This window comes from Bradyrhizobium sp. Ses1 (assembly GCF_059512365.1).
The window spans coordinates 100,351-122,928 of the sequence record NZ_JCAMOQ010000020.1 but is presented as its reverse complement, the minus strand read 5'-3'; the positions used below and the strand labels follow the sequence as shown (position 1 = coordinate 122,928).

The 22,578-nt window shown below is 63.8% G+C and carries 20 protein-coding genes; 14 read left to right on the top strand and 6 right to left on the bottom strand.

The genetic code is table 11. From position 1 onward, the window contains the following. Positions 1-170: 170 nt before the first annotated feature. Complete coding sequence (locus AC5ZG5_RS22960) at positions 171-1,307, bottom strand: alpha-hydroxy acid oxidase (RefSeq protein WP_028163858.1); 1,137 nt, start codon at positions 1,305-1,307, stop codon at positions 171-173. A 104-nt stretch (positions 1,308-1,411) separates the two neighbouring features. Between AC5ZG5_RS22960 and AC5ZG5_RS22955 the strand changes: the two genes are divergently transcribed. The 12 genes from AC5ZG5_RS22955 to AC5ZG5_RS22900 all read left to right on the top strand — a co-directional run bounded on the left by AC5ZG5_RS22955 (position 1,412) and on the right by AC5ZG5_RS22900 (position 14,746). Then, on the top strand, positions 1,412-1,576 hold the full coding sequence (locus AC5ZG5_RS22955) for a hypothetical protein (protein WP_165435371.1): 165 nt from the start codon (positions 1,412-1,414) through the stop codon (positions 1,574-1,576). A gap of 216 nt (positions 1,577-1,792) precedes the next feature. Further along, positions 1,793-3,145 carry a phosphoglucosamine mutase gene (glmM, locus tag AC5ZG5_RS22950; protein WP_028163857.1) on the top strand — a complete coding sequence of 451 codons (1,353 nt, stop codon included), beginning with the start codon at positions 1,793-1,795 and terminating at the stop codon, positions 3,143-3,145. A 315-nt stretch (positions 3,146-3,460) separates the two neighbouring features. Next, positions 3,461-4,720, top strand: coding sequence for an MFS transporter (locus AC5ZG5_RS22945; protein ID WP_456643897.1), 1,260 nt, complete (start codon positions 3,461-3,463; stop codon positions 4,718-4,720). Between the two features lie 303 nt (positions 4,721-5,023). Further along, the gene (locus AC5ZG5_RS22940) at positions 5,024-5,878 is read left to right on the top strand and encodes an outer membrane protein (protein WP_130227924.1); all 855 of its coding nucleotides are present in this window, start codon (positions 5,024-5,026) and stop codon (positions 5,876-5,878) included. Between the two features lie 184 nt (positions 5,879-6,062). Beyond that, positions 6,063-6,887: an outer membrane protein gene (locus tag AC5ZG5_RS22935; RefSeq protein ID WP_456643896.1), complete on the top strand. Its 825-nt coding sequence runs from the start codon at positions 6,063-6,065 to the stop codon at positions 6,885-6,887. Between the two features lie 78 nt (positions 6,888-6,965). Continuing rightward, a complete protein-coding gene (locus tag AC5ZG5_RS22930; RefSeq protein WP_456643895.1) occupies positions 6,966-7,556 on the top strand; it encodes a glutathione S-transferase family protein in 591 nt (196 codons plus the stop codon). Between the two features lie 17 nt (positions 7,557-7,573). Further along, positions 7,574-8,044, top strand: a complete 471-nt coding sequence (locus AC5ZG5_RS22925) for a GNAT family N-acetyltransferase (RefSeq protein ID WP_028163852.1) — start codon at positions 7,574-7,576, stop codon at positions 8,042-8,044. 237 nt (positions 8,045-8,281) lie between these two features. Continuing rightward, on the top strand, positions 8,282-8,470 hold the full coding sequence (locus AC5ZG5_RS22920; protein WP_028163851.1) for a hypothetical protein: 189 nt from the start codon (positions 8,282-8,284) through the stop codon (positions 8,468-8,470). Positions 8,471-8,548: 78 nt separating this feature from the next. After that, positions 8,549-9,721, top strand: a complete 1,173-nt coding sequence (locus AC5ZG5_RS22915; RefSeq protein ID WP_456643894.1) for a phosphoserine transaminase — start codon at positions 8,549-8,551, stop codon at positions 9,719-9,721. 126 nt (positions 9,722-9,847) lie between these two features. After that, entirely contained in the window at positions 9,848-11,437 is a 1,590-nt protein-coding gene (serA, locus tag AC5ZG5_RS22910) for a phosphoglycerate dehydrogenase (protein WP_456643893.1), read from the top strand. A gap of 259 nt (positions 11,438-11,696) precedes the next feature. After that, positions 11,697-12,869 (top strand): thiolase family protein, encoded by a 1,173-nt coding sequence (locus tag AC5ZG5_RS22905; protein ID WP_456643892.1) that lies wholly within the window; start codon positions 11,697-11,699, stop codon positions 12,867-12,869. 203 nt (positions 12,870-13,072) lie between these two features. Next, positions 13,073-14,746, top strand: coding sequence for a mucoidy inhibitor MuiA family protein (locus AC5ZG5_RS22900; protein WP_456643891.1), 1,674 nt, complete (start codon positions 13,073-13,075; stop codon positions 14,744-14,746). 155 nt (positions 14,747-14,901) lie between these two features. Here the strand turns inward: AC5ZG5_RS22900 and AC5ZG5_RS22895 are convergent, their stop codons facing one another. The 5 genes from AC5ZG5_RS22895 to AC5ZG5_RS22875 all read right to left on the bottom strand — a co-directional run bounded on the left by AC5ZG5_RS22895 (position 14,902) and on the right by AC5ZG5_RS22875 (position 19,414). Next, positions 14,902-16,257, bottom strand: a complete 1,356-nt coding sequence (locus AC5ZG5_RS22895) for an esterase-like activity of phytase family protein (protein WP_456643890.1) — start codon at positions 16,255-16,257, stop codon at positions 14,902-14,904. Between the two features lie 107 nt (positions 16,258-16,364). Continuing rightward, positions 16,365-17,159 (bottom strand): heme ABC transporter ATP-binding protein, encoded by a 795-nt coding sequence (locus AC5ZG5_RS22890; RefSeq protein ID WP_456643889.1) that lies wholly within the window; start codon positions 17,157-17,159, stop codon positions 16,365-16,367. Further along, positions 17,156-18,253 carry a FecCD family ABC transporter permease gene (locus AC5ZG5_RS22885; protein ID WP_456643888.1) on the bottom strand — a complete coding sequence of 366 codons (1,098 nt, stop codon included), beginning with the start codon at positions 18,251-18,253 and terminating at the stop codon, positions 17,156-17,158. The genes AC5ZG5_RS22890 and AC5ZG5_RS22885 overlap by 4 nt, the downstream gene beginning before the upstream one ends. After that, on the bottom strand, positions 18,250-19,200 hold the full coding sequence (locus AC5ZG5_RS22880) for a heme/hemin ABC transporter substrate-binding protein (RefSeq protein ID WP_456643887.1): 951 nt from the start codon (positions 19,198-19,200) through the stop codon (positions 18,250-18,252). The genes AC5ZG5_RS22885 and AC5ZG5_RS22880 overlap by 4 nt, the downstream gene beginning before the upstream one ends. A gap of 7 nt (positions 19,201-19,207) precedes the next feature. Further along, entirely contained in the window at positions 19,208-19,414 is a 207-nt protein-coding gene (locus tag AC5ZG5_RS22875) for a hemin uptake protein HemP (RefSeq protein ID WP_028163842.1), read from the bottom strand. A 262-nt stretch (positions 19,415-19,676) separates the two neighbouring features. Here AC5ZG5_RS22875 and AC5ZG5_RS22870 point away from each other — a divergent pair, with 262 nt between their 5' ends. Both AC5ZG5_RS22870 and hmuQ read left to right on the top strand, forming a co-directional pair. Then, positions 19,677-22,070 (top strand): TonB-dependent hemoglobin/transferrin/lactoferrin family receptor, encoded by a 2,394-nt coding sequence (locus AC5ZG5_RS22870; RefSeq protein ID WP_456643886.1) that lies wholly within the window; start codon positions 19,677-19,679, stop codon positions 22,068-22,070. A 168-nt stretch (positions 22,071-22,238) separates the two neighbouring features. Next, a complete protein-coding gene (gene hmuQ, locus AC5ZG5_RS22865) occupies positions 22,239-22,574 on the top strand; it encodes a heme-degrading protein HmuQ (protein ID WP_130227408.1) in 336 nt (111 codons plus the stop codon). Positions 22,575-22,578: the final 4 nt, after the last annotated feature.

Below are 22,578 nucleotides of genomic sequence, written 5' to 3'. Positions count from 1 at the left end.
GTGGGAGAAGGTGGCGCGCATCAAATGCGCGACGGATGAGGGGTTCTCTCCGCGAGCGACTGCACTCGCGGAGAGAAACCCCCCACCCAAACGCGCTCGTTGCCGATGTCGGAGCTGCCCTCTCCCGCAAGGGGCGAGCGCACATCAATCGGCATCGCGCGCGTGTTGACTTAAACCGCCAGCACCTTGTCGTCGATCTCGGCGATGGTGTTGACGCCGCACAGGCCCATGGTCGTCAGCAGTTCCTTCGCCAGCACGTTGATCGCCTCGGTGACGCCCGCCTGTCCGCCGGCGCCGAGGCCGTAAGCATAGGCGCGGCCGATCATGCAGGACTTCGCGCCGAGCGCGAGCGCGCGCATCACGTCCATGCCGGTGCGGATGCCGCCGTCGAACATGACTTCGACCTGCGAGCCGACGGCGTCCACGATCTCGGGCAGCACCTCGATCGAGGAGGGGGCGCCGTCGAGCTGGCGGCCGCCATGGTTGGAGACCACGATCGCCTGCGCCCCGGTCTTGGCCGCGATCTCCGCGTCCTCGACGTCGAGGATGCCCTTGAGGATCAGCTTGCCCGGCCAGATGCTGCGGATCCAGTCGATGTCTTTCCAGTTCAGCGAAGTGTCGAACTGCGAATTGATCCAGGTCGACAGCGACGTGATGTCCTGGTCGATCTTGAGGTGGCCCGCCAGATTGCCGAAGGTGCGGCGCTTGCCGCGCAGCACGCCCGAGACCCAGGCAGGCTTGGTGGCGAAATCGATCAGTTTCGACAGCGACCATTCCGGCGGCACGGTCATGCCGTTCTTGATGTCCTGGTGCCGCTGGCCGATCACCTGCAGGTCGACGGTGAGGACCAGCGCGCTGCACCTGGCGGCGATGGCGCGCTCGATCAGCGCCTTGATGAAGCCGCGGTCCTTCATGACGTAGAGCTGGAACCAGAACGGCTTGTCGACGGCGGCCGCAATGTCCTCGATCGAGCAGATCGACATCGTGCTCTGCGTGAACGGAATCCCTGCGGCCTGTGCGGCGCGGCAGGCATAGATCTCGCCATCGCCATGCTGCATGCCGAGCAGGCCGACAGGGGCGAGGATCAGCGGCATCGCGGCCGGCTCGCCCAGGATCGTGGTCCTGAGGTCACGCTTGGAGACGTCGACCAGGATGCGCTGGCGGAATTTGATCTGCTGAAGATCCTCGCTGTTGGCGCGCAGCGTGTCCTCGGTATAGGAGCCGCGGTCGGCATAGTCGAAAAATGCCTTCGGCACGCGGCGCTTGTGTAGCTGGCGCAGATCTTCGATGCAGGTGATGTGCTTCATGGACGCTCCCGGCCCGTCTTGTATTTCGCGAATGCGCCGTCATCTAGCATGGTTGGATCATCTGCCAAATCGCCCCGCGAAATCCGACCTAGTAGGAGGCCACCATGACCGGATCGACCCCCAAGCCGAAAGATGCCGAGAGCGAAAAGCGGGCGCTCGAGGAGTCCCTGGAGGAGGGGTTGGAGGAGACTTTTCCGGCCTCCGACCCGGTCAATGTGACCCAGCCGGCGCCGTCCAAGGACGACCATCACATCCTCCGCAAGCGCTAGAGTGGCTGCCGGCCGCTGTCCGTAGGAACTCCGGCCTCCGAAATATACATTATTTTACAATATATTAACCTAAACTCTTGCCTTCAGGCGACGGTAATGATTCATCATATATTTTGAAGCCGTCTTGGCGGCCGACGCACTATAACGCCTGCCTGATGATGTTTCGGGCTTCTCGCTGAGGTGGCTGGAGAAGCCCAGGCCTTACTTGGGGGTGATATGAGCCGTAAATATTTCGGGACCGACGGGATTCGCGGCCGTGCCAATGGTCTGATTACGCCGGAGCTCGCCCTCAAGGTGGGGCAGGCCGCCGGCCTGGTGTTTCAGCGCGGCGACCATCGCCATCGCGTGGTGATCGGCAAGGACACGCGGCTGTCCGGCTACATGATCGAATATGCCATGGTCGCGGGCTTCACCTCGGTCGGCATGGACGTGCTGCTGCTCGGCCCGATGCCGACGCCGGCGGTCGCGATGCTCACCAAGTCGATGCGCGCCGATCTCGGCGTGATGATCTCAGCCTCCCACAATCTGTTCGAGGACAACGGCATCAAGCTGTTCGGGCCGCAAGGCTTCAAGCTGTCCGACGACGTCGAGAAGCAGATCGAGCAACTGCTCGACGAGCCGATCGAGCGCCGGCTCGCTCAGAGCGCGAGCCTCGGCCGCGCCCGCCGCATCGACGGCGTCCATGACCGCTACATCGAATTCGCCAAGCGCACGTTGCCGCGCGAATTGAGCCTCGACGGCCTCCGCGTCGTGATCGATTGCGCCAATGGCGCCGCATACAAGGTGGTGCCGGAAGCGCTGTGGGAGCTCGGCGCCGACGTCGTGCAGATCGGGGTCGAGCCCGACGGCTTCAACATCAACAAGGAATGCGGCTCCACCGCGCCGGAAACGCTGGCCAAGAAGGTGCGCGAGATGCGCGCCGATATCGGCATTGCGCTCGATGGCGACGCCGATCGCGTGATCCTGGTCGACGAGCGCGGTCATGTGGTCGACGGCGATCAGTTACTCGCAGTGATCGCGCAGAGCTGGAAGGACGAGGGCCGGCTCGCCAAGCCCGGCATCGTCACCACCGTGATGTCCAATCTCGGGCTCGAGCGTTTCCTGCAGGGCATTGGCCTCGACATGGTGCGCACGCCGGTCGGCGACCGCTATGTGCTCGAGCGGATGCTGAGTGATGGCTACAATCTCGGCGGCGAGCCGTCGGGCCACATCATCCTTTCCGATTACGCCACCACGGGCGACGGCTTCGTCGCCGCGCTGCAGGTGCTTGCCGTGGTGCAAAAGCTCCGCCGCCCGGTGTCGGAAGTCTGCCACCGCTTCGATCCGCTGCCGCAGATCCTGAAGAATGTGCGTTATCGCAGCGGCAGGCCGCTCGATGATGCCGAGGTCAAGTCCGCCATCGTCGACGCCGAGAAGCGGCTCAACGGCCACGGTCGCCTCCTGGTCCGCTCCTCCGGCACCGAGCCGGTGATCCGCGTGATGGGCGAGGGCGACGACCGCCTCCTGGTCGAGGAAGTCGTCGATCACATCGTCTCCGCACTCGGCCATGCCGCGGCTGCTGCTGCGTAACACAGTAGAGAAGCGGACGCGCCCACCTCGCCCCGCCTGCGGGGAGAGGTCGGATCGCATCGCAGATGCGATCCGGGTGAGGGGGAGCCTCCGCGAATTCGTCGGTCACCGTGTTCGCGGAGAGAGCCCCTCACCCAACCCTCTCCCCGCGAAGGGTAGGGAGAGGGAGAAGCACCGCCATCGCTTCTCTAAATGCTCTTGATCCAACGCGCGCCGGTAGCATCGCAGCCATCATCTATTGTCGGTGGTCGCAGCGTTTGCTGCGGCGTAAGCAGCACCGATTGCCGCTTCGCCGCTCCCTGCCAGGAATTTCCGTTGAACAAGCCCGTTGCCGTCTCAGAAGAAGCGCTGGCTGAACCGGTGCTGGTATCAGACGTGACGCCGCGCGTGGCAGCCCGCGCGACCGCGGTGGGGCCGGCTTACATCGTACTGGCGGGCATCAGCTTCTCGCACTTCCTCAACGACACCATGCAGTCGTTGATCGCCTCCGTCTATCCGATCCTGAAGGACGCCTACGCGCTGGACTACACGCAGATCGGCATGATCACGCTGGCGTTCCAGTTCACGGCGTCGCTGCTGCAGCCGCTGGTCGGGCATTTCACCGACAAGAAGGCGCAGCCGTTCTCGCTTGCGATGGGCATGGGCTTCACCTTCTTCGGCCTGCTGCTGCTCGCTGGCGCGCATCACTACGGCATCATCCTGATCGCGGCGTCGCTGGTCGGGCTCGGTTCGGCGGTGTTCCATCCGGAATCGGCGCGGATCGCGCGGCTCGCTTCGGGCGGCCGTTACGGCTTTGCGCAATCGGTGTTCCAGCTTGGCGGCAGCTTCGGCACCTCGATGGGTCCGGTGCTCGCGGCGCTGATCGTGGTGCCGTTCGGGCAGCCCTCGATCGCGTGGTTCTCCTCGATTGCGGGTCTTGCGATCCTGATCCTGTGGCGCATCGGTGCCTGGTACAAGCCGCAGATCGTGACCAAGAAGGCGGCGGTCGTCGAGCAGCACCCGGACGCGCCCACCGGGCGGCGGGTGACGATCGCGCTCGCCGTGCTGGTCGCGCTGTTGTTCTCGAAGCAGCTCTATGTCTCGAGCCTCTCGAGCTATTACATCTTCTATCTGATCGAGAGGTTCGACGTCTCGACGCAAGCGGCGCAGTTCTATCTCTTCATCTTCCTTGCAGCGAACGCAGCTGGCGCCTTCGTGGGCGGACCGCTCGGCGACCGCTTCGGCCGCAAATACGTGATCTGGTTTTCGATCCTCGGCGCGCTGCCGTTCACGCTGGCACTGCCCTATGCCGGCCTCGTCACCAGCGCCGTGCTCAGCGTGTTCATCGGCCTGATCATCTCGTCGGCGACGCCCTCGATCATCGTGTTCGCGCAGGAACTGATGCCGCATCGCTTCGGCATGATTTCCGGCCTGTTCTTCGGCTTTGCCTTCGGCATCGGCGGTTTGGGCGCGGCGGTGCTCGGCAGGCTTGCCGATCACACCGACATCGCCTTCATCTATCAGCTCTGCGCGTTCCTGCCGGCGATCGGGTTGCTTGCGGTGTTCCTGCCGAAAATGCCGAACCACGCGCATTAAAGCGTTTTCGAGCGAAGCATGCCCTCGGACTTGATCCGAGGGTGGATCCGGTTCGCGCGAAGAAAACGCGTCAAGACAAGAGCCAAGATTTCGTCAACGCATCGTTAGCATTTGTGGCGCGACCGCTTTCTGTTCGACAGCGGGAATAGCGCAATACCGCGAGCTTTCGGGAAAATCGTCAGAGGTTGTCAACCTTAATAATTAGGGTTAAGCGCCGCTTAAGCATTTAGTGCCATCGTCCGGCCGTGGGTTTTCAGACGTGAGGCTTCCCTGCTCGCCTCACTGGCCAAAAGGACGAAGCCAATGCGTTGCGTTAAATCTCTCTTTGCCGCTGGTGCGGTCTCCTTGATTTCCTCGGTGGCATTCGCCGCCGATATGCCGATCGCGCCGCCTCCGGCCTATGGACCGCCGCCGGTAGAAGATTTCGGCGGCTGGTATCTGCGCGGCGATATCGGCTTCAGCAATCAGAGCGTGAAGGAAGTGCGCAACGGCAACAACGCCTTGTACGCGCCGCTGCTCTCCTTGAACCAGCAGACCGGCTTCGATACCGGCGGCATCTTCGGTCTTGGTGTCGGTTATCAGTTCAACAACTGGTTCCGCGCCGACATCACCGGCCAGTATCGTGGAAGGACGAATTTTCACGGACAGGATCTCGTGACCTATCCGCTTGGCGGCGGAGTTATTGGCGCAGGGTCCGACAACTACAACGCAAGCAAGTCGGAATGGCTTGTCCTTGCCAACGCCTATGTCGATCTCGGCACCTGGTGGTGCGTGACGCCGTTCATCGGCGCCGGTGTTGGCGCAGCGCGCGTGACCGTCTCCAATTTCACTGATCAAGGTCTTGCCGATTTCTCACCCGGCGTGATTGCGCCGGGCTTTGCGACCGCCGCTTCGGCTTCCAAGTGGAATTTCGCATGGGCGGCGCATGCAGGTCTTGCCTACAAGGTCAGTCCAAACCTGACGCTCGAAGTCGCCTATAGCTACGTCGACCTCGGTTCGGGACTGACCGGACCCGTGACGACGTTCCAGGGCTTCACGACCAACAATCCAATGAACTTCAGGGATATCACCTCGCACGATCTCAAGCTCGGCGTGCGCTGGAATCTGGACAGCCCGCAGCCGGTCTACGCACCGCCGCCGCTGGTGCGCAAAGGTTAATACGAACCTTCATCGGTTAACGATTGCAAACGGCGCGGGATGCTCCCGCGCCGTTTTCGTTTTGTGGAAAGCGCGGCCATCACGCGGAAGATTGTGGCAAACGCGGCGCGTGACAACCATTGGTTAAGGTTAACGAGCGATGATCGTCTCCGGGTTTGGTTAAGTCGATTTGGGGGCGTGGGCGATGCGTAGGTTTCTGCTGGCGGCGGCAATGTGTGGCGCGGTGACGAGCGTAGAGGCCGCCGATCTTCCCGATCTCCCGGTGCTTCGCGGCAGCTTCACCGATGGGCTGACAACCTCCAGAGCTTACTGGGAAGGTCTCTACATTGGTGGCCAAGCCGGCTACGGATCGTCCGATGCCAATTTCGACAGCAAGCCGTCATCTTTGATCTCCTCGCTGATTTCCGACAACATCGTCCAGCAGATGGGCGTTGCGCAATGGAATCTCGGTCTCGGAAAGCAGACGGCGCGGTCGTCCGCATACGGAGCCTTTGTCGGATACAACTGGCAATGGAGTGACGTCGTGCTCGGCCTGGAGGCGAGCTACGTGCACGGCAGCTTTGGCGGCGCGGCCAGCGCCAGCAAGGAGCTTGTGAGCGGCGCCCCTCTCACCGACACCCGCTACCATGACGTCGCAGTCACCTCGGCGTCCTCGATCTCGATCTCGGACATCGCGACGTTCCGGGGGCGCGCAGCCTATGCGTTCGGATGCTTCCTACCTTATGCGTTCGGCGGCTTCGCGCTAGGCAAGGCCGACATTTCGCATAGTGCACTCGTTACGGACGCGGTGAGTGCCGATCCGTTTGGACCTTTCAGGCCGTTGATGCCATTGCGCGCGACCGATGCCGTGCACAATCACCTGATCTACGGCTACACTGCCGGCCTTGGCATCGACATCAATCTCGTCGGGGGCCTCTTCATGCGCGCGGAATGGGAATACATCCGCTTCACCACAACGGTCGATACCAACATCAACACAGTGCGCGCCGGTCTCGGCTACAAATTCTAGGCGCGTTTGTGCCCCACGTGTTGACAGCTTCTGTTTCCACTGGTGCTCTGTCATTCGGGAGCAAGACAGCAGCCAGCCATGAAAATCTACGGTGACGACAAGTCGGGCAATTGCCTGAAGGTGAAATGGGTGTGCGATTACCTCGCGCTGCCCTACACATGGATCGACGTCGACATCCTCAAGCAGGAGACGCGCAGTGCGGACTTCCTGAGCATGAACAGCGCCGGACAGGTGCCGACGATCGTGCTCGACGACGGCCGCGCTTTGGCGCAGTCCAACGCCATCATCCGCTATCTCGCCCGTGGCAGCGACCTCATCCCGTCAGATGATTTCGCCGCCGCGAAGATGGATGAGTGGCTGTTCTGGGAGCAATACAGCCACGAGCCCTATATCGCCGTGTGCCGGTTCCAGATGCGCTATCTCGGCAAATCCGCTTCCGAGCTCGATCCTGAGAAGGTCAAGCGCGGCCATACGGCGCTGGCGCGGATGGAGCAGCAGCTTGCGTTGACGCCCTTTCTGGCCGGCAAGGCGCTCTCGCTCGCCGATGTGGCGTTGCTCGCCTACACGCGGCTCGCGCATGAGGGCGGCTTCGATCTCGGCGGCTATCCCGCGCTTGGCCGCTGGATCAATGAGGCCGAGAACTCACTCGGGCTTGTGCCAGCACGCTAATTTTTTCGGAACACATCATGGCAACTGCGTCCTCGATCACGATCCGCCGCGCCCGTCGCGACGATGTTCCCGTCATCGTCGGCATGCTTGCGGACGATCGGCTTGGCAGCGCGCGCGAGCGGATCGAGGATCCCTTGCCTCAATCCTATTTCGCCGCGTTCGAGAAGGTCGATCGCGATCCGAATTTCAAGCTCGTGGTCGCCGAGGACGCTGACGGCGCAGTGGTCGGCTGCCTGCAACTATGCATCCTGCCGGGCATAAGTTCGCAAGGCGCCTCGCGCGGCCTGATCGAGGATGTGCGCGTTGCAACCCACTGCCGCAGCCGCGGCATCGGCGAGCAGATGGTGCAATGGGCGATCACTGAAGCGCGCGCGAGCGGTTGCATCCTCGTCGAACTGCTGACGCATCACACCCGCACCGACGCGCAGCGTTTCTATGAACGGCTTGGATTTCAACGCAGTCATATCGGCATGACGATGCGCTTCTGACTTGCGCCAAGTTGCGCGGGCAAGATCGCTGATCGCAGTGGTAGTCGTCGCTCTGCGTTCCGGTTAACAAGCGATAAACTACGCCGGCCTCCGTAATTTTACGGCCGGGAACGCTGCTGCTAGTTACGCGTCTCCCAGCGGCAGAACATGATCCGCAAGAGATCATGATCAAGCAAAGATCGAACGCGATGCCGGTCCAAAGTCTTCGCGTTCTGGGACAGCTTGGGGATATTTCAGATGAAGCGATATTCAATCGTCAGGGCGGGCAACGAATACATCGTGCAGGCCGATGAAAAGAGCATCATGAGAGTCTCCAGCCGGCGGAAGGCCGTCAAGCTGGTGAACGATGCGGCCGGACTGCTTGATCAGGCGCCATCGCCCGACGAGGCGCCATCAATCGCCTGTGATCATCAGGAAGTTCCTTGACGAGTCTTTACCCTTCCACTATCTCCGACGGCGGGAAACCTCTCCCCACCGAGAGGCAGCTATCTGGAAGGGTAGATCATGACTGCAGCGAAGCCCGCTTCGCGGCCGAACGTGCCGCATTTCTCCTCCGGCCCCTGCGCCAAGCGCCCCGGTTGGACTCCCCAAAATCTCAAGGATGCCGCGCTCGGCCGCTCGCATCGCGCGAAGATCGGCAAGGCCAAGCTCAAGCAAGCTATTGAGCTGACGCGCGAAGTGCTGGAGGTGCCGGCCGACTACAAGATCGGCATCGTGCCAGCCTCCGACACCGGCGCTGTCGAGATGGCGCTGTGGTCGCTGCTCGGTGCGCGGCCCGTCACGACGCTGGCCTGGGAATCGTTCGGCGAGGGCTGGGTCAGCGACATCGTCAAGGAACTGAAGCTCAAGGACGTTACCAAGCTCAACGCCGGCTATGGCGAGATCCCGGATCTCTCCAAGGTCGATCCGGCAAGTGACGTCGTCTTCACCTGGAACGGCACCACCTCTGGTGTCCGCGTGCCGAACGCCGACTGGATCAGCGCGACCCGCGAAGGCCTCACCATCTGCGACGCGACCTCGGCGGCATTCGCGCAGCCGCTCGACTGGCCGAAGCTCGACGTCATCACCTTCTCCTGGCAGAAGGCGCTGGGCGGCGAGGCCGCGCATGGCATGCTGATCCTCTCGCCGCGCGCGGTGGAGCGGCTCGAGACCTACAAGCCGGCCTGGCCGCTGCCGAAGATCTTCCGCATGACCAAGGGCGGCAAACTCAACCAGGGCATCTTCGAAGGCGAGACCATCAACACGCCTTCAATGCTGTGCGTGGAGGACTATCTCGACGCGCTCGCCTGGGCGAAATCGATCGGCGGCCTGAAGGCCCTGATCGCGCGCGCCGACGCCAGCACCAAGGTGCTCGCCGACTGGAAGGCGCGGACGCCGTGGATCGATTTCCTGGCCAAGGATCCCGCGATCCGTTCCAACACCTCGGTGTGCCTGAGGATCACGGATCCCGCGATCACCTCGCTCGCGCCGGACCTGCAGGCCGACTTCTGCAAGAAGCTGGTTGCCCTGGTTGAGAAGGAGAATGCGGGCTTCGACTTCGCGCACTATCGCGATGCGCCGGCAGGCCTGCGCATCTGGTGCGGCGCCACCGTGGAAGCCAAGGACGTCGAGCTGCTCACGCAGTGGATCGACTGGGCCTTCGCTGAGACCAAGGCCTCGCTGCCGAAGGCCGCGTAAGTAACGTCACCTCTTCATCGTCATGGCCGGGCTTGACCCGGCCATCCATCACGAAAAGAAGATGGACTCGCGAGGCAGGTTCGCGGGTGACGCCATCAGTGCATCGTCCATCGAGGGACCACTCCCATGAGCAAACCCAAAGTTCTCATTTCCGACGCCCTGTCGCCCGCGGCCGTGCAGATCTTCAAGGATCGCGGCGTCGAGGTCGACTTCCAGCCCAATCTCGGCAAGGACAAGGAAAAGCTCGCCGAGATCATCGGCAACTATGACGGCCTCGCGATCCGCTCGGCGACCAAGGCGACCGCCAAGATCATCGAGAAGGCCACCAGGCTGAAGGTGATCGGCCGCGCCGGCATCGGCGTTGACAACGTCGAGATCCCGGCGGCGACGGCCAAGGGCATCATCGTGATGAACACGCCGTTCGGCAATTCGATCACGACCGCCGAACACGCGATCACGCTGATGCTGGCGCTCGCTCGCGAGATCCCGCAGGCCGACACCTCGACGCAGGCCGGCAAGTGGGAGAAGAACCGCTTCATGGGGGTGGAGATCACCAACAAGACGCTGGGCGTAGTGGGCTGCGGCAATATCGGCTCGATCGTCTGCGACCGCGCGCTCGGCCTGCGCATGAAGGTGATCGCCTTCGATCCGTTCCTGTCGCCGGAACGCGCCAAGGATATCGGGGTCGAGAAGGTCGAGCTCGACGATCTCTTCAAGCGCGCCGATTTCATCACCCTGCACACGCCGCTCACCGACAAGACCCGCAACATCATCGATGCCGCAGCGCTTGCGAAGATGAAGCAGGGCGTCCGCATCGTCAATTGCGCCCGCGGCGGCCTCGTCGACGAGCAGGCGCTGGTCGACGCGCTCAACTCCAAGCATGTCGCGGGCGCCGCCTTCGACGTGTTCTCCGAGGAGCCGGCGACCTCGAACATCCTGTTCGGCCATCCCAACGTGATCTGCACCCCGCATCTCGGCGCGTCCACCACGGAAGCGCAGGAGAATGTCGCGCTGCAGGTCGCCGAGCAGATGTCGGATTATCTGCTCACCGGTGCGATCTCCAACGCCATCAACTTCCCCTCGATCACGGCCGAAGAGGCGCCGAAGCTGAAGCCGTTCATCGAGCTCGCCGAGAAGCTCGGCTCGTTCGCCGGCCAGCTCACCGAGAGCGGCATCGTCAAGACCCAGATCACCTATGAGGGCCATGTCGCCGAGATGAAGATCAAGGCGCTGACCTCGGCGGTGCTGTCGGGCCTGCTGCGGCCGATGCTGGGCGACGTCAACGTCGTCTCCGCGCCTGTCGTTGCCAAGGAGCGCGGCATGGTGGTCGACGAGGTGACGCGCGCCGCGCAGAGCGACTATGAGAGCCTGATCACCGTGACCGTGACGACGGAGCGGCAGGAACGCTCGGTGTCCGGCACCGTCTATCACGACGGCAAGCCGCGGCTGGTCGACATCAAGGGCATCCGCGTCGACGCCGAGTTCGGCAAGTCGATGATCTATGTGACCAACGAGGATAAGCCGGGCTTCATCGGCAAGTTCGCAAGCCTGCTCGGCGACGCCAAGATCAACATCGCGACCTTCCATCTCGGCCGCGTCGCGCAAGGCGGCGACGCGATCGCGCTGGTCGAGGTCGACGGCCCGGTGCCGGCGGACGTGCTCGCCAAGGTGCAGGCGCTGCCGCAGGTCAAGCAGGTCAAGGCGCTGGTGTTCTAGCTACCATCTTTCGTCATGGCCGGGCTTGTCCCGGCCATCCACGCTTGTCCGCGTTCGCCGAAAGACGTGGATGCCCGGGACAAGCCCGGGCATGACGCGCGTGGATACGGACTCGCACACACCACATATTCCGACCTGCGGAACATGACGCCGCCTCCGGCATCGGAGGCGGCGTTTGTCGTTTGGCACCCGACAAAATCCGTGTACGAATGGGCCAAGACCGGTCATATCAGGCCGTCCGAACAAGGGAGAAAACACAATGCGTGAAGCCGTTATTGTTTCCTATGCACGCACGGGGCTGGCGAAGTCCGCCCGCGGTGGGTTCAACATCACTCCGCCGATGTCGCTGGCGGCGCACGCTATCAAGCATGCCGTCGAGCGCGCCGGTGTCGACAAGGAGTATGTCGAGGACTGCTATCTCGGCAATTGCGCGCACGGCGCGCCGAATATCGGCCGTCAGGCCGCACTGCTCGCCGGCCTGCCGAAGTCAACCGCGGGTGTCTCCGTGAACCGCTTCTGCTCCTCGGGGCTGCAGACCATCGCCATGGCCGCCAACTCGATCCGTTCCGACGGCGCCGAATGCATCGTTGCCGGCGGCGTCGAGAGCATCTCGATTCCCGGCGGCGGCACGCCGAAGGAATCGGTCGATCCGGAGCTGCTCAAGACCGCGCCCGACATCTTCATGGCGATGATCGACACCGCCGACATCGTCGCCGAGCGCTACAAGCTGAGCCGCGAATATCAGGACGAGTTTTCGCTGGAGTCGCAGCGCCGCATGGCGGCCGCACAGCAGGCGAACAAGTTCAAGGACGAGATCGTCCCGATGAAGACCCAGATGAAGGTGGTCGACAAGGTGACGAAGGAAGAGAGCATCAAGGACTATGTCGTCGACCGCGACGAGTGCAACCGTCCCGACACCACGATCGAGGGTCTCGCGAAGCTCGAGCCGGTGAGGGGCGCCGGCAAGTACATCACCGCCGGCAATGCCAGCCAGCTTTCCGACGGCGCCGCCGCCGTGGTGCTGATGGAAGCCAAGGACGCTGAGAAGCGCGGCCTGCAGCCGCTGGGCCGCTTCGTCGCCTGGGCGACCGCCGGCTGCGAGCCGGACGAGATGGGCATCGGACCCGTGTTCGCGGTGCCGAAGCTGTTGAAGCGCCACGGCCTGAAGATCGACGACATCGATCTCTGGGAGCTCAACGAAGCCTTCGCCAGCCAGTGCCTCTACTGCCGCGACCAGCTCGGCATCGATCCCGAGAAGTACAATGTCAATGGCGGCTCGATCGCGATCGGCCACCCCTTCGGCATGACCGGCGCGCGCCTCACCGGCCACCTCCTGCAGGAAGGCCGCCGCCGCAAGGCCAAGTGGGGCGTCGTCACCATGTGCATCGGTGGCGGTCAGGGCGGCGCCGGGCTGTTTGAAATCTATAGCTGAGCCTGGCTCGGCTGAACGCCACATGAACGGAAGCACGGCGCGTTTACGCGCCGTGTTTTTTGTTTCGGGCCACGCCTCACGCAAACCGCAATCGAACCGGTTTCTTTCTCGCTGCGTCTCACCACCGATGGGGGTGTGACATCAGCCACTGTCCGGCAGTGCCGACAGGCTGAAGTCTGCGCGCTATGCAGGAGAGGGATCCAATGCGTTTGATTGCCAATTGTCTTGTCACCACCAGTCTGGTGCTGGTCACCGCGCTTGCCGCTTTGCCGGCGCGCGCGGCTGACGTCGATGCATCTTCGACGGTGGATGCGGTGACCGTCTATCCCGATGGTGCGAGCGTCACCCGCGTCATCACGCTCGATCTGCCGTCCGGCGACAGCACGCTGGTCGCCAGAGATTTTCCGCTGTCGCTCGATCCATCCTCGCTGCGCGTCGAAGGCGACGCCGACGGCAAGCTGACGATCGGCTCGATCGACACGCGCCAGCCGCGCGCGGCGCCGCCGGTCAACCTGCCCGAGCTCGACAAGCGGATCGAGGCGCTGAAGGACGAGCACGCCAATCTGCAAGGGGCGATCGACGCCGCCAGGGCCCGTCGCCAGTTCGCCGCGCGTTTTGCCGAAGCCGCCCCGGTCGGCATCGGCGAGGAGGGCGAGGCGCGGCCGCTGTCCGAATGGCGCGCCGCTTTTGCCGCCGTTTCCGAGGAGATCGCGATCGCCGATACCGCGACCCGTGAAGCCGAGCGCAAGCAGCGCGATCTCGACCGCGAGATCGCGCGGCTGGAATCCGACCGCGCCGCCAAGCCGCCAAGCAAGCTCGAGGTCCGTATCGACCTCGCCGCCGCGACTGCTGCGAAAGCCACCCTGCGCGTCAGCTATTCGGTGCGCAATGCGCGCTGGGCGCCGATCTACGACGCGCGCCTCGATACCGGCGCCAGAGATCGAAAACCCTCGCTGGAACTGGTGCGCCGCGCCGAGATCACGCAGTCGACCGGCGAGGACTGGTCGAACGTCGCGCTCGGCGTCTCCACCGTGCGCATTGCCCGTGGCGACAGCGCGCCCGAATTGAATTCGCTGCTCGTGCAGTATCCTCAGCCTCCGCGCCCGGTGCCGCTGTCAAGCGCCGTGCCGGAGCTGGCGCGGCCGGCGACCGCACTGCGCTCGGCGCCAGCCGCGAAGGCCGCCGAGGCGTTCGATGCGCGCGAGCACGCCGACGAGCAGCAGGCGGTGGCCGAGATCGGCGACTTCCAGGCCACCTTCAAAATCCCCGGCCGCGTCAGCGTTGGCGCCAGCGAGGGAGCCAAGAGCCTGCGCATCGGAAGCCACGTGATCGCGCCCGAGCTGACGATCCGCGCCGTGCCGGTGCTCGATCCGACGGCGTTCCTGGAGGCGAGCTTCAAGCAGGCCGAGGACGCGCCGCTGTTGCCCGGCCGCGTCGCGATCTACCGCGACGGCGTGTTCGTCGGCCGCGGCAAGATCGCTTCCGCCGGCAAGGATGAGACGGTGCGGCTCGGCTTCGGCGCCGACGACAAGGTCAAGGTCGAGCGCTCGGTGGTCAAGCGCAACGAGGGCTCGGCGGGTCTGATCGTGACGACATCGAAGACCGACGAACGCGCGTTCAAGACCAGCATCCGCAACGGCCATGATTTCCCGATCCGCGTCGCGATCGAGGATCAGCTTCCGGTCAGCGAGAGCGAGGAGATCGTGGTCGAGATGCTGCCGCAGACCACGGCGCCGACCGCGACCAATTTGCGCGACAAGCGTGGCGTGCTGCAATGGACGTTCGATGCGAAACCAAGCGAGCTGAAGGAGATCAACTTCGCCTGGCGCATCCGCTGGCCCAAGGACAAGGGCGTCGTGATGACGCCGGCGGGGTAGGTGGTTCTTACCTCGCCCCGCTCTTGCGGGGAGAGGTCGGATTGCGAAGCAATCCGGGTGAGGGGCTCTCTCCGCGAATACATCTGCCACCGTAATCGTGGAGAGAGCCCCTCACCCCGTCCCTCTCCCCGTGAAGAACGGGGAGAGGGAGTCACTCACTTCGCCTTCAGGAACTCACCCACTTCCAGCAGAACGAACTCGTTGTCGTCGGCCTTGTTGGGATCGCGGCTCGAGGAGAACGGCAGGTTGTTGTCGTTGCCGACGATGATGTGGGTGTCGTCGACCTTGTCGACGTTCTCGATGGTGAAGAACGGGAAGGTCAGCACGCCGTCATTGAGCGGCTTCTTCGCCTTCTTGTCGGGATCGCGGATCTTCATCAGGTCGATATAGGCGACCTTGCGCACGGGCTTGCCGACATTGGCATCCGAGAGCTCGACCTTGTAGACGCGCTTGAACTTGGCGAGATCGGGGAAGCAGTTCTCGCCGCGCTGGCCCTGCGGGCAGGCCTTGTCCGCGGTGCCTTCGCCATTGTCGCGCTCGATGATCAGACCATTGGTGGCGTCGATCATGTTGAAGTCGCCGATGGCGTTGCCGTTCTGCTCGAACACATAGTGCCAGTAGCGGCCGGTGAACTTCTCGTTCGCGACGTCGAACTCGAGGATGCGTGAGGCTTCCTTGCCGTCGACCTTCTCCCAGTCCTTCTTCTCGGCATCCCACAGCGGGCCCTCGAGCAGGCCGTACAGGAACTTGCCGTCCTTGGAGGACGCAAAGCCCTCATAGCCCTTGGAGCGGCGCAGGTTGACGGTGGTGTAGCTCGCGCCCGGCGCGCCCGGCGACTGCACCGACCAGTGATCGGGCGAGCGCACCGGCTTGCCGTCGGCGATGCTGTCGAACACGGCCAGCACCTTGCCGGCCTTGTCAGCCTTGATCACGTAGGGCCCGAACTCGTCGCCGATCCAGAAGGTGTCGCCGATGATCTGGAAGCCTTCGGTGTCCAAATCGGCGCCGGTGAGATAGCGCTTGGCAGTATCCTCATGCACGATGCGGAACGGCACCTTCTTGTCGGGGTCGTGCAGGAACACGGTTTCCTGACGCTCGATCTTGCCGCTTGCCCAGTCGATCTTGTGCCGGTTCAGGTACAGCATCGAATCGGCCGAGTTGTAGCGCGAGCCCATGCCGTTGTCGGTGAGCACCCAGAAGGTACCGTCCGCCATCACCTTGATGCCGGAATGGCCCTGCAGCGGCTGACCCTTGAACGGCAGCGAGACGCCGGTCGGCCGCTCGTAGGACTTGCCCATCACGGTGCCGGTGGCGTCGACGCGGCGGCCGGTGGTGTATTTGCCCGAGGTCTTGAGATCGTTCGGTGCATCGGCCGGCGCGTCGATGAAGCTTTCCGCCGGAAGCACGGCGTGGCCCTTGAGGGTCGCCGGATATTCGCCTTCGCCTTGCGCGAAGGCGGCTCCCGACAGCAGCACGATGGACGCGACGGAGCAAAGCAGTGATTTGCGCATGTTGATCTCCCCTGAAGATGAACGCGGCGGAGTTCTGGGAGGCGCGTGTTACAAGCGGCTGACAATTTCGTGACGGCCGGCAATTGCTGCTGGATATGCCTGCGGCGTTACGTCACCGGTCGCATCGTCTGCGGCAGCAGGAAGGGGATGCCGCCGTCGGTATGGTCGATCGTGGCGTCGACCTCGAAGATGGTGCGGATCGTCTCCGCGGTCATCGCCTCGCTGCGGCCGCCGTCGACCGCAAGCCGGCCGCGATGCAGGAGAACGAGACGGTCGGCAAAGCGCATCGCGAGGTTGAGGTCGTGCAGGATCGCGATCACAGCGGTCCCGTTCTGCGCGCGGCGGCGCGCGGTCTCGACCAGGTCGATCTGGTGCCTGAGATCGAGGCTCGAGGTCGGCTCGTCCAGCAGCAACAGGCCCGCACCGTTCTGCGCTTCGCCGCAGGCGAGCTGCACCAGCACGCGGGCGAAATGCGCGCGCTGCTGCTCGCCGCCCGACAGCGTCGGCAATTGGCGATGGCGGAAGCCGCTCAGCCCGACCTCATCCAGTGCGGACTCGACCAGCGGCGCGGCCGTCGCGCGCGAATTGTCGCCCGCGCCCATGTAGACGATTTCCTCTACCGTGAACGGGAAGGTGACGTTGACATGCTGCGACAGCATGGCGCGATGCCGCGCCAATTCGCGCGGCGGATAGGCGCGGAGCGTGCGCTGCTTCAATTCGACCGTGCCGCGCGTCGGTGTGATGTCGCCGGACAGCATGCGCAGCAGCGTCGACTTCCCGGCGCCGTTCGGCCCGACGATCGCGATCATCTCGCCCGGATTGACACGCAGATCGACGGCATCGACCAGCGTGGCGCCACTGACCACGACCGAGACCGAGCTTGCCTGCAGCATCGGAATCATAGCGAAACCAGGCTGCGCTGCCGCAACAGGATGGCGAGGAAGAACGGCGCGCCGACCGCCGCCGTCAGGATGCCGATCGGCATTTCCGCCGGCGACACGATGGTACGGGCCATCGTGTCGGCGCCGACCAGGAGCACGGCGCCCAGCAGCACGGAAGCCGGCAGCAGCAGCCGGTGCGCCGGTCCGATCGCAAGCCGGAGCAGATGCGGCACCACGATGCCGACAAAGCCGACGACGCCGCACACGGAGACCGCGACCCCGGTCATGGCTGAAACCAGGATGATGGAAATCCGTTTCAATCGCTCGACGTCGACGCCGCTGTGAAAAGCCTCGGCCTCGCCGAGCACGAGCACATCGAGCCCGCGCGCGATCGACAGGCACGCGAGCAGCGCAACAGTGAGCACCGGCGCCAGTGTCGCGATCTTGCCCCAGGTCGCGCCGCTCATCGAGCCCAGCATCCAGAAGGTGATGTCGCGGAGTTGGCGGTCGTCGGCGACGAAGACCAGAAGCCCGATGCCGGCATTGGCGATCGCGGCGATCGCAATTCCCGCGAGCAGGAAGATCGCAATCGACGTCCGCCCGGCACGGCTCGCGATGCTGTAGAGGATGATCGTCGTCAGGAGCGAGCCGACGAACGCCGACAGCGGCAGCAATTGGTGCTGCATGAAGCGGACGCTCTCGCCGATATGGCTGTCGGTGAAGACGATCGCGGCGGCTGCAGCAAAGGCGCCGCCGTTGGAGACGCCGACAAGCGCGGGATCGGCGAGGGGATTGCGGAACAACCCCTGCATGATCGCGCCGGACGCCGCCAAGAGGCCACCAACCATCGCGGCGGCGACGATCCGCGGAATCCGGATCGACCACAGCACGAGCTGGTCGCGCGCAACCAGCGGATTGGCCGCTCCGTCGCCCCACAGGCCGAGCGCGGCGGGAAGGCGGGCGAGGGGGATTCCGGCCGCACCCAGCGTCACCGCAATGAGCGCAGTGCCGACGAGCGCGGCGCAAAGGCAAAGCAGCGTCAGCGTTGCCGGCGGCCGCGAGCGCTTGGTACGAGGATCGGCAGTATTGCCACGCGCGTCCGCCAAGGCGCTCATTGCCGGCAATTCGCCGCGAGCGCCGCGGGCACGAACTTCTCTGCCTGAGGCGCCAGCGCCGGGTATAGCTTCGTGGAAAGGTCGCGCGCTGCAGCCGCCGTGCGCGGTCCGAAGCCGAGCAGATAGAGTCCTTCCATCGAGATGAAGCTCTTGTTCGCCGCGACCGGCGTCAGCGCGAAGGCGGGATGCGCATAGATCGCCTCGGCTTCCAGCGAATCCTTGCCGCGCTGGATCGACAGCACGACGTCGGGCTTGGCGGCGACGATCGCCTCGTCGCTGACGATCTTGTAGCCGTCATAGCCCTCGACCGCATTGACGCCGCCGGCGAGCTGGATGATCTCGTTCGCCGCCGTTTTCCGGCCTGCCGCCATGGCGCGGCCGTTGAGCAGCGACATCACGAACATCACCCGCACCGGCTTCGTCACCTTGGCGCGCAGCTCGCGCAATTGCGCGAGATCATGCGCGACGGCGGTGGTCAGGCATTCGGCGCGCGGATCGGCATCCATGGCGTGGCCGACCAGTTTGATCTTGTCGAGCAATCCCTGCTCGGAGAAGGTTTCGGGCACCAGCACCAGCGGCACCTTGGCCGCTTCCAGCACGTCCATGGTTTCCTTCGGTCCCGAACCCTGCACCGCCAGCACCAGCGACGGGTTGAGCCCGAGCACGCCCTCGGGCGAGAGCTGGCGCATATAGCCGACATTGGGTTTGTCGCGCAGCGCGGCGGCCGGATAGAGGCTGGTCGCATCGACGCCGGCGACACGGTCCTCGAAGCCGAGCGCATAAAGGATTTCGGTGATCGCCCCCCCGATCGAGACGATTCGCGAGGGGTTGTCGATGATGACGTCGCGGTCGCGCGCATCATGCACGGTGGTGTTTGCGGCCGGTGCCGCCTCAACGGGCAAGAGGCTGGCGATCAGCAGGATTGCGAGCGTGCGACAAATTGCCATTGAGGGATCACTTGGTCAGGATCAGCTTGTTCTGCGACGTCAGACGCAACCGGTAAATCTCGTTGCCATGCGCGATCATGATCTCCCGTTCGGTCTGAAACAGCTCGCGGCTGTCGATCCGGTTGCCGGTCATCGAGAGGTTTCTCACGGCAGGTGAGGCATTTGCTGCGCGCCCCCCGGCGCCTTCGGTATTGTCTCCGGAAGTTGCCGCCATATCCTCTTTGCTGCGCCCCGAACGTTCTCTGGATGGCTGTTTGTACAGGTCGCCCGCACCGCAATCCAATCGCTGCAGTTTACAATCGATATAAACTGCGCCGTGCCGTTGTTGACCACTTTGTTACCGCGACGTAACGAATGTGAACGTAGCGCGGGCGTGTGACCCGCACTGTGTATTTTGGTAGCCAGCAAGCCGCCCGCATCATTTCGCGAGCGCACGCCAGCCAGACCCAAAAAGCAGATCTTTGGATTGGGGCAATATGGCTGACGGGGCTAGGATTTCGCGCGCCTTTATTTTGGGCGCATCAGTGGTTTCAATCGGGTTGTTGCTTTCGGAGTCCGGGTTCGCCCAGACTGCGGACGCGCAGCCGGCCGGTCGCGCGTCGGAGCGCGCCAAGCAGGCGAAGCGCAAGCCGGCGAAGCCGAAAGTCGAACAGCAGGCGGCCGCGCCCGTGATGAATGCGCGCGCGCAGATCGGTGCCGTGACGGTGCAATCGCTCGACACCATCACCGTTGCCGCATCGAAGATCGAGGAGCGCGCAATCGACGCGCTAGCGCCCGTCAGCGTCGTTACGCTCGAGCAGATCCAGGGCCGCCAGCCCAGCACGATCGGCGATCTCCTCTATAATCTGCCCGGCGTCTGGGTGCAGGATCGCGGCGACGAGCCGTCGACGTCGATCAACATCCGCGGCCTGCAGGACTTCGGTCGCGTTGCGGTGGTGGTCGATGGCGCGCGGCAGAACTACCAGCGCACCGGTCACTTCGCGAACGGCTCCTTCTTCCTCAATCCGGAATTGATCAGCAGCATCGACATCGTGCGCGGCCCGACGGCGAACATCTACGGATCCGGCGCGATCGGCGGCGTGGCCTCGTTTCGCACCAAGGACATCGAGGATGTGGTGCGCCCCGGCGAGCGCTGGGGCGTCGACTACAAGAATGTGTTCGGCAGCAATGAGGGGCGCTGGCTCACCTCGGTTTTCGGCGGCGTTCGTGTCAATCCCAATGTCGACGTGTTCGCCGGCGGCACCTACAGCACGCAGGAGAACTACAAGGACGGCACCGGGTTCGAAGTCGCCAATACCGGCAACCGGCTCTCCAGCGGCATTGCCAAGCTGACGGTGCGCCCGGCCGACGGACACGAAGTCAAGCTCGGCACCATCTTCCAGGAAGACATCTACAGCGTCGGTCAGCCGGCGCGGCGTGCGGGCGATCCCAATTCGACCAATGCGAACGGCACCAACAATCTCTCCGGCACGTCGATCTACGCCAGCAACGTGAAGAACTACACGACGACGCTCGGCTGGACCTATTCGCAGCCTGACGACCGGTTGTTCGACTGGGATGCGAAGGTCTATTGGAATCGCACCGAGAACGACCAGATCAAGACCGCGCATACCAGCACCACGCCGTCGGCCTTCTGCGGCGGCGTGCCCGGCAACGCCGTCTCCGGCTGTATCGGTAGCAATCGCGGCTATCTCCTGGATACCTACGGCGTCGACATCCACAACACCTCACGTTTCGATTTGTTGGATTGGCACAATGCCATCACCTACGGTCTTGATGCGTTCCAGGACGAGGTGAGCACGAACGACAGGAGCGGCACGTCCGAGGTGACGACGCCAGGTGGCCGGCGCACGGTGTCGGGCGGCTTCGTGCAGTGGAAGGCCAATTACCAGAACCTGGTCGAAACCATCTCGGCGCTGCGTTACGACAATTACCAATTGGAATCGGGGACGACGTCCACCAGCGGCGACCGCCTGTCGCCGAAGATCACGGTCGGACTGATGCCTGCCGCGATGCTGACGCCCTATGTCAGCTATGCCGAAGGCTACCGCGCGCCGTCGATCACCGAGACGCTCGTCAACGGCCCGCATTCCGGCGCCACCATCAACGATTCGTTCTTCCGCTGTCCGTCGGGCACGCCGGGGCCCGGCGCCGACTCGACATTCTGCTTCGTCCCCAACCCGAACCTGAAGCCCGAGATCGGCAAGAACAAGGAAATCGGCTTCAACCTGAAGAAGAACGACCTGTTCGTGCCCGGCGACAGCATCCGCGGCAAGTTCAACTTCTTCCGCAACGACATCGAGAACTACATCGATCTGGTGTCGTACGGACCTCCGCTCGTGGTTCCGACCGGTCCGCCGCCCGCACCGCGCATCACCGTATTGCCCTTCGTGCAGTACCAGAACATCGCCGAGGCCCGAATCGAGGGTTTCGAAGCCGAGACGATGTATGATGCCAGAACCTGGTTCGTCGGCATTGCCGGGAGCTACATGCAGGGCAAGAACCTCCAGACCGGCCTCGGGCTCTACAGCATTCCGCCGCAGAAGATCACGACGACGGCCGGCGTGCGCCTGCTCGACAACACGCTGGTGATCTCCGCGATGTGGACGTCGGCGCTGGCCAACAACAATATCCCGCCGACCTTCACGCCGGCGACGTCCTACGATCTCGTGAACCTCTACGTGGCCTATACGCCGACGCGCGATCTGGTGCTCAACTTCTCGGTCGAGAACCTCCTGGATCAATATTACCGTCCCTACGCCATTCCGGTCGGCTCCACCGGCGACACCCAGAACGACGTCAAATGGGCCAGCGCGGGGCCGGGGATCGTCTTCAAGGGCGGCCTCAGATATCACTTTGGAGGGACCTGATCGAGGAACCGGGAGCTCCTTCATCCGTGCCGCGGCCGCGCTGAGGGTCCAGCGCGGCCTGGCACGTTCTTGTTTTCAACCAACTTAACCGGCAGGCTGCGCAAGCGGCGCAGCGCCGAAAACCCGACAAGCGGCCAGCGCCGCGAACGTAGGAAGGAGAATTCGACAATGTTTATCGCCATGAACCGCTTCCAGGTGAAGAAAGGCTCGGAGCAGGCGTTCGAGACCGTCTGGGCCACCCGGGAGTCCTATCTCGGCAACCTGCCGGGCTTCGTCGAATTCCATCTGCTCAAGGGGCCGGAGGCCGAGGACCACACGCTCTATTCGTCACACACCACCTGGGTCGACAAGGCGGCGTTCGAGGCCTGGACGCGCTCGGAAGAATTCCGCCGCGCGCATGCCCGTGCCGACAACAAGACCGGCGAGAGCCTTTATCTCGGTCATCCCAAGTTCGAAGGCTTTGAGGTGATCCAGAGCGAACGCAAGGCGAGCGCCGCGGCGTAAGGAG

Bases quoted from the DNA above. Each gene is read 5' to 3' on its own strand.
- AC5ZG5_RS22940 (WP_130227924.1), top strand. From the start codon at position 5,024: ATGCGTTGCGTTAAATCTCTCTTTGCCGCTGGTGCGGTCTCCTTGATT.
- hmuQ (WP_130227408.1), top strand. From the start codon at position 22,239: ATGTTTATCGCCATGAACCGCTTCCAGGTGAAGAAAGGCTCGGAGCAG.
- AC5ZG5_RS22890 (WP_456643889.1), bottom strand. From the start codon at position 17,159: ATGATTCCGATGCTGCAGGCAAGCTCGGTCTCGGTCGTGGTCAGTGGC.
- AC5ZG5_RS22875 (WP_028163842.1), bottom strand. From the start codon at position 19,414: ATGGCGGCAACTTCCGGAGACAATACCGAAGGCGCCGGGGGGCGCGCA.
- AC5ZG5_RS22960 (WP_028163858.1), bottom strand. From the start codon at position 1,307: ATGAAGCACATCACCTGCATCGAAGATCTGCGCCAGCTACACAAGCGC.
- AC5ZG5_RS22915 (WP_456643894.1), top strand. From the start codon at position 8,549: ATGACTGCAGCGAAGCCCGCTTCGCGGCCGAACGTGCCGCATTTCTCC.
- AC5ZG5_RS22900 (WP_456643891.1), top strand. From the start codon at position 13,073: ATGCGTTTGATTGCCAATTGTCTTGTCACCACCAGTCTGGTGCTGGTC.
- AC5ZG5_RS22880 (WP_456643887.1), bottom strand. From the start codon at position 19,200: ATGGCAATTTGTCGCACGCTCGCAATCCTGCTGATCGCCAGCCTCTTG.
- AC5ZG5_RS22920 (WP_028163851.1), top strand. From the start codon at position 8,282: ATGAAGCGATATTCAATCGTCAGGGCGGGCAACGAATACATCGTGCAG.
- AC5ZG5_RS22895 (WP_456643890.1), bottom strand. From the start codon at position 16,257: ATGCGCAAATCACTGCTTTGCTCCGTCGCGTCCATCGTGCTGCTGTCG.
- serA (WP_456643893.1), top strand. From the start codon at position 9,848: ATGAGCAAACCCAAAGTTCTCATTTCCGACGCCCTGTCGCCCGCGGCC.
- glmM (WP_028163857.1), top strand. From the start codon at position 1,793: ATGAGCCGTAAATATTTCGGGACCGACGGGATTCGCGGCCGTGCCAAT.
- AC5ZG5_RS22930 (WP_456643895.1), top strand. From the start codon at position 6,966: ATGAAAATCTACGGTGACGACAAGTCGGGCAATTGCCTGAAGGTGAAA.
- AC5ZG5_RS22955 (WP_165435371.1), top strand. From the start codon at position 1,412: ATGACCGGATCGACCCCCAAGCCGAAAGATGCCGAGAGCGAAAAGCGG.
- AC5ZG5_RS22935 (WP_456643896.1), top strand. From the start codon at position 6,063: ATGCGTAGGTTTCTGCTGGCGGCGGCAATGTGTGGCGCGGTGACGAGC.
- AC5ZG5_RS22905 (WP_456643892.1), top strand. From the start codon at position 11,697: ATGCGTGAAGCCGTTATTGTTTCCTATGCACGCACGGGGCTGGCGAAG.
- AC5ZG5_RS22885 (WP_456643888.1), bottom strand. From the start codon at position 18,253: ATGAGCGCCTTGGCGGACGCGCGTGGCAATACTGCCGATCCTCGTACC.
- AC5ZG5_RS22925 (WP_028163852.1), top strand. From the start codon at position 7,574: ATGGCAACTGCGTCCTCGATCACGATCCGCCGCGCCCGTCGCGACGAT.
- AC5ZG5_RS22870 (WP_456643886.1), top strand. From the start codon at position 19,677: ATGGCTGACGGGGCTAGGATTTCGCGCGCCTTTATTTTGGGCGCATCA.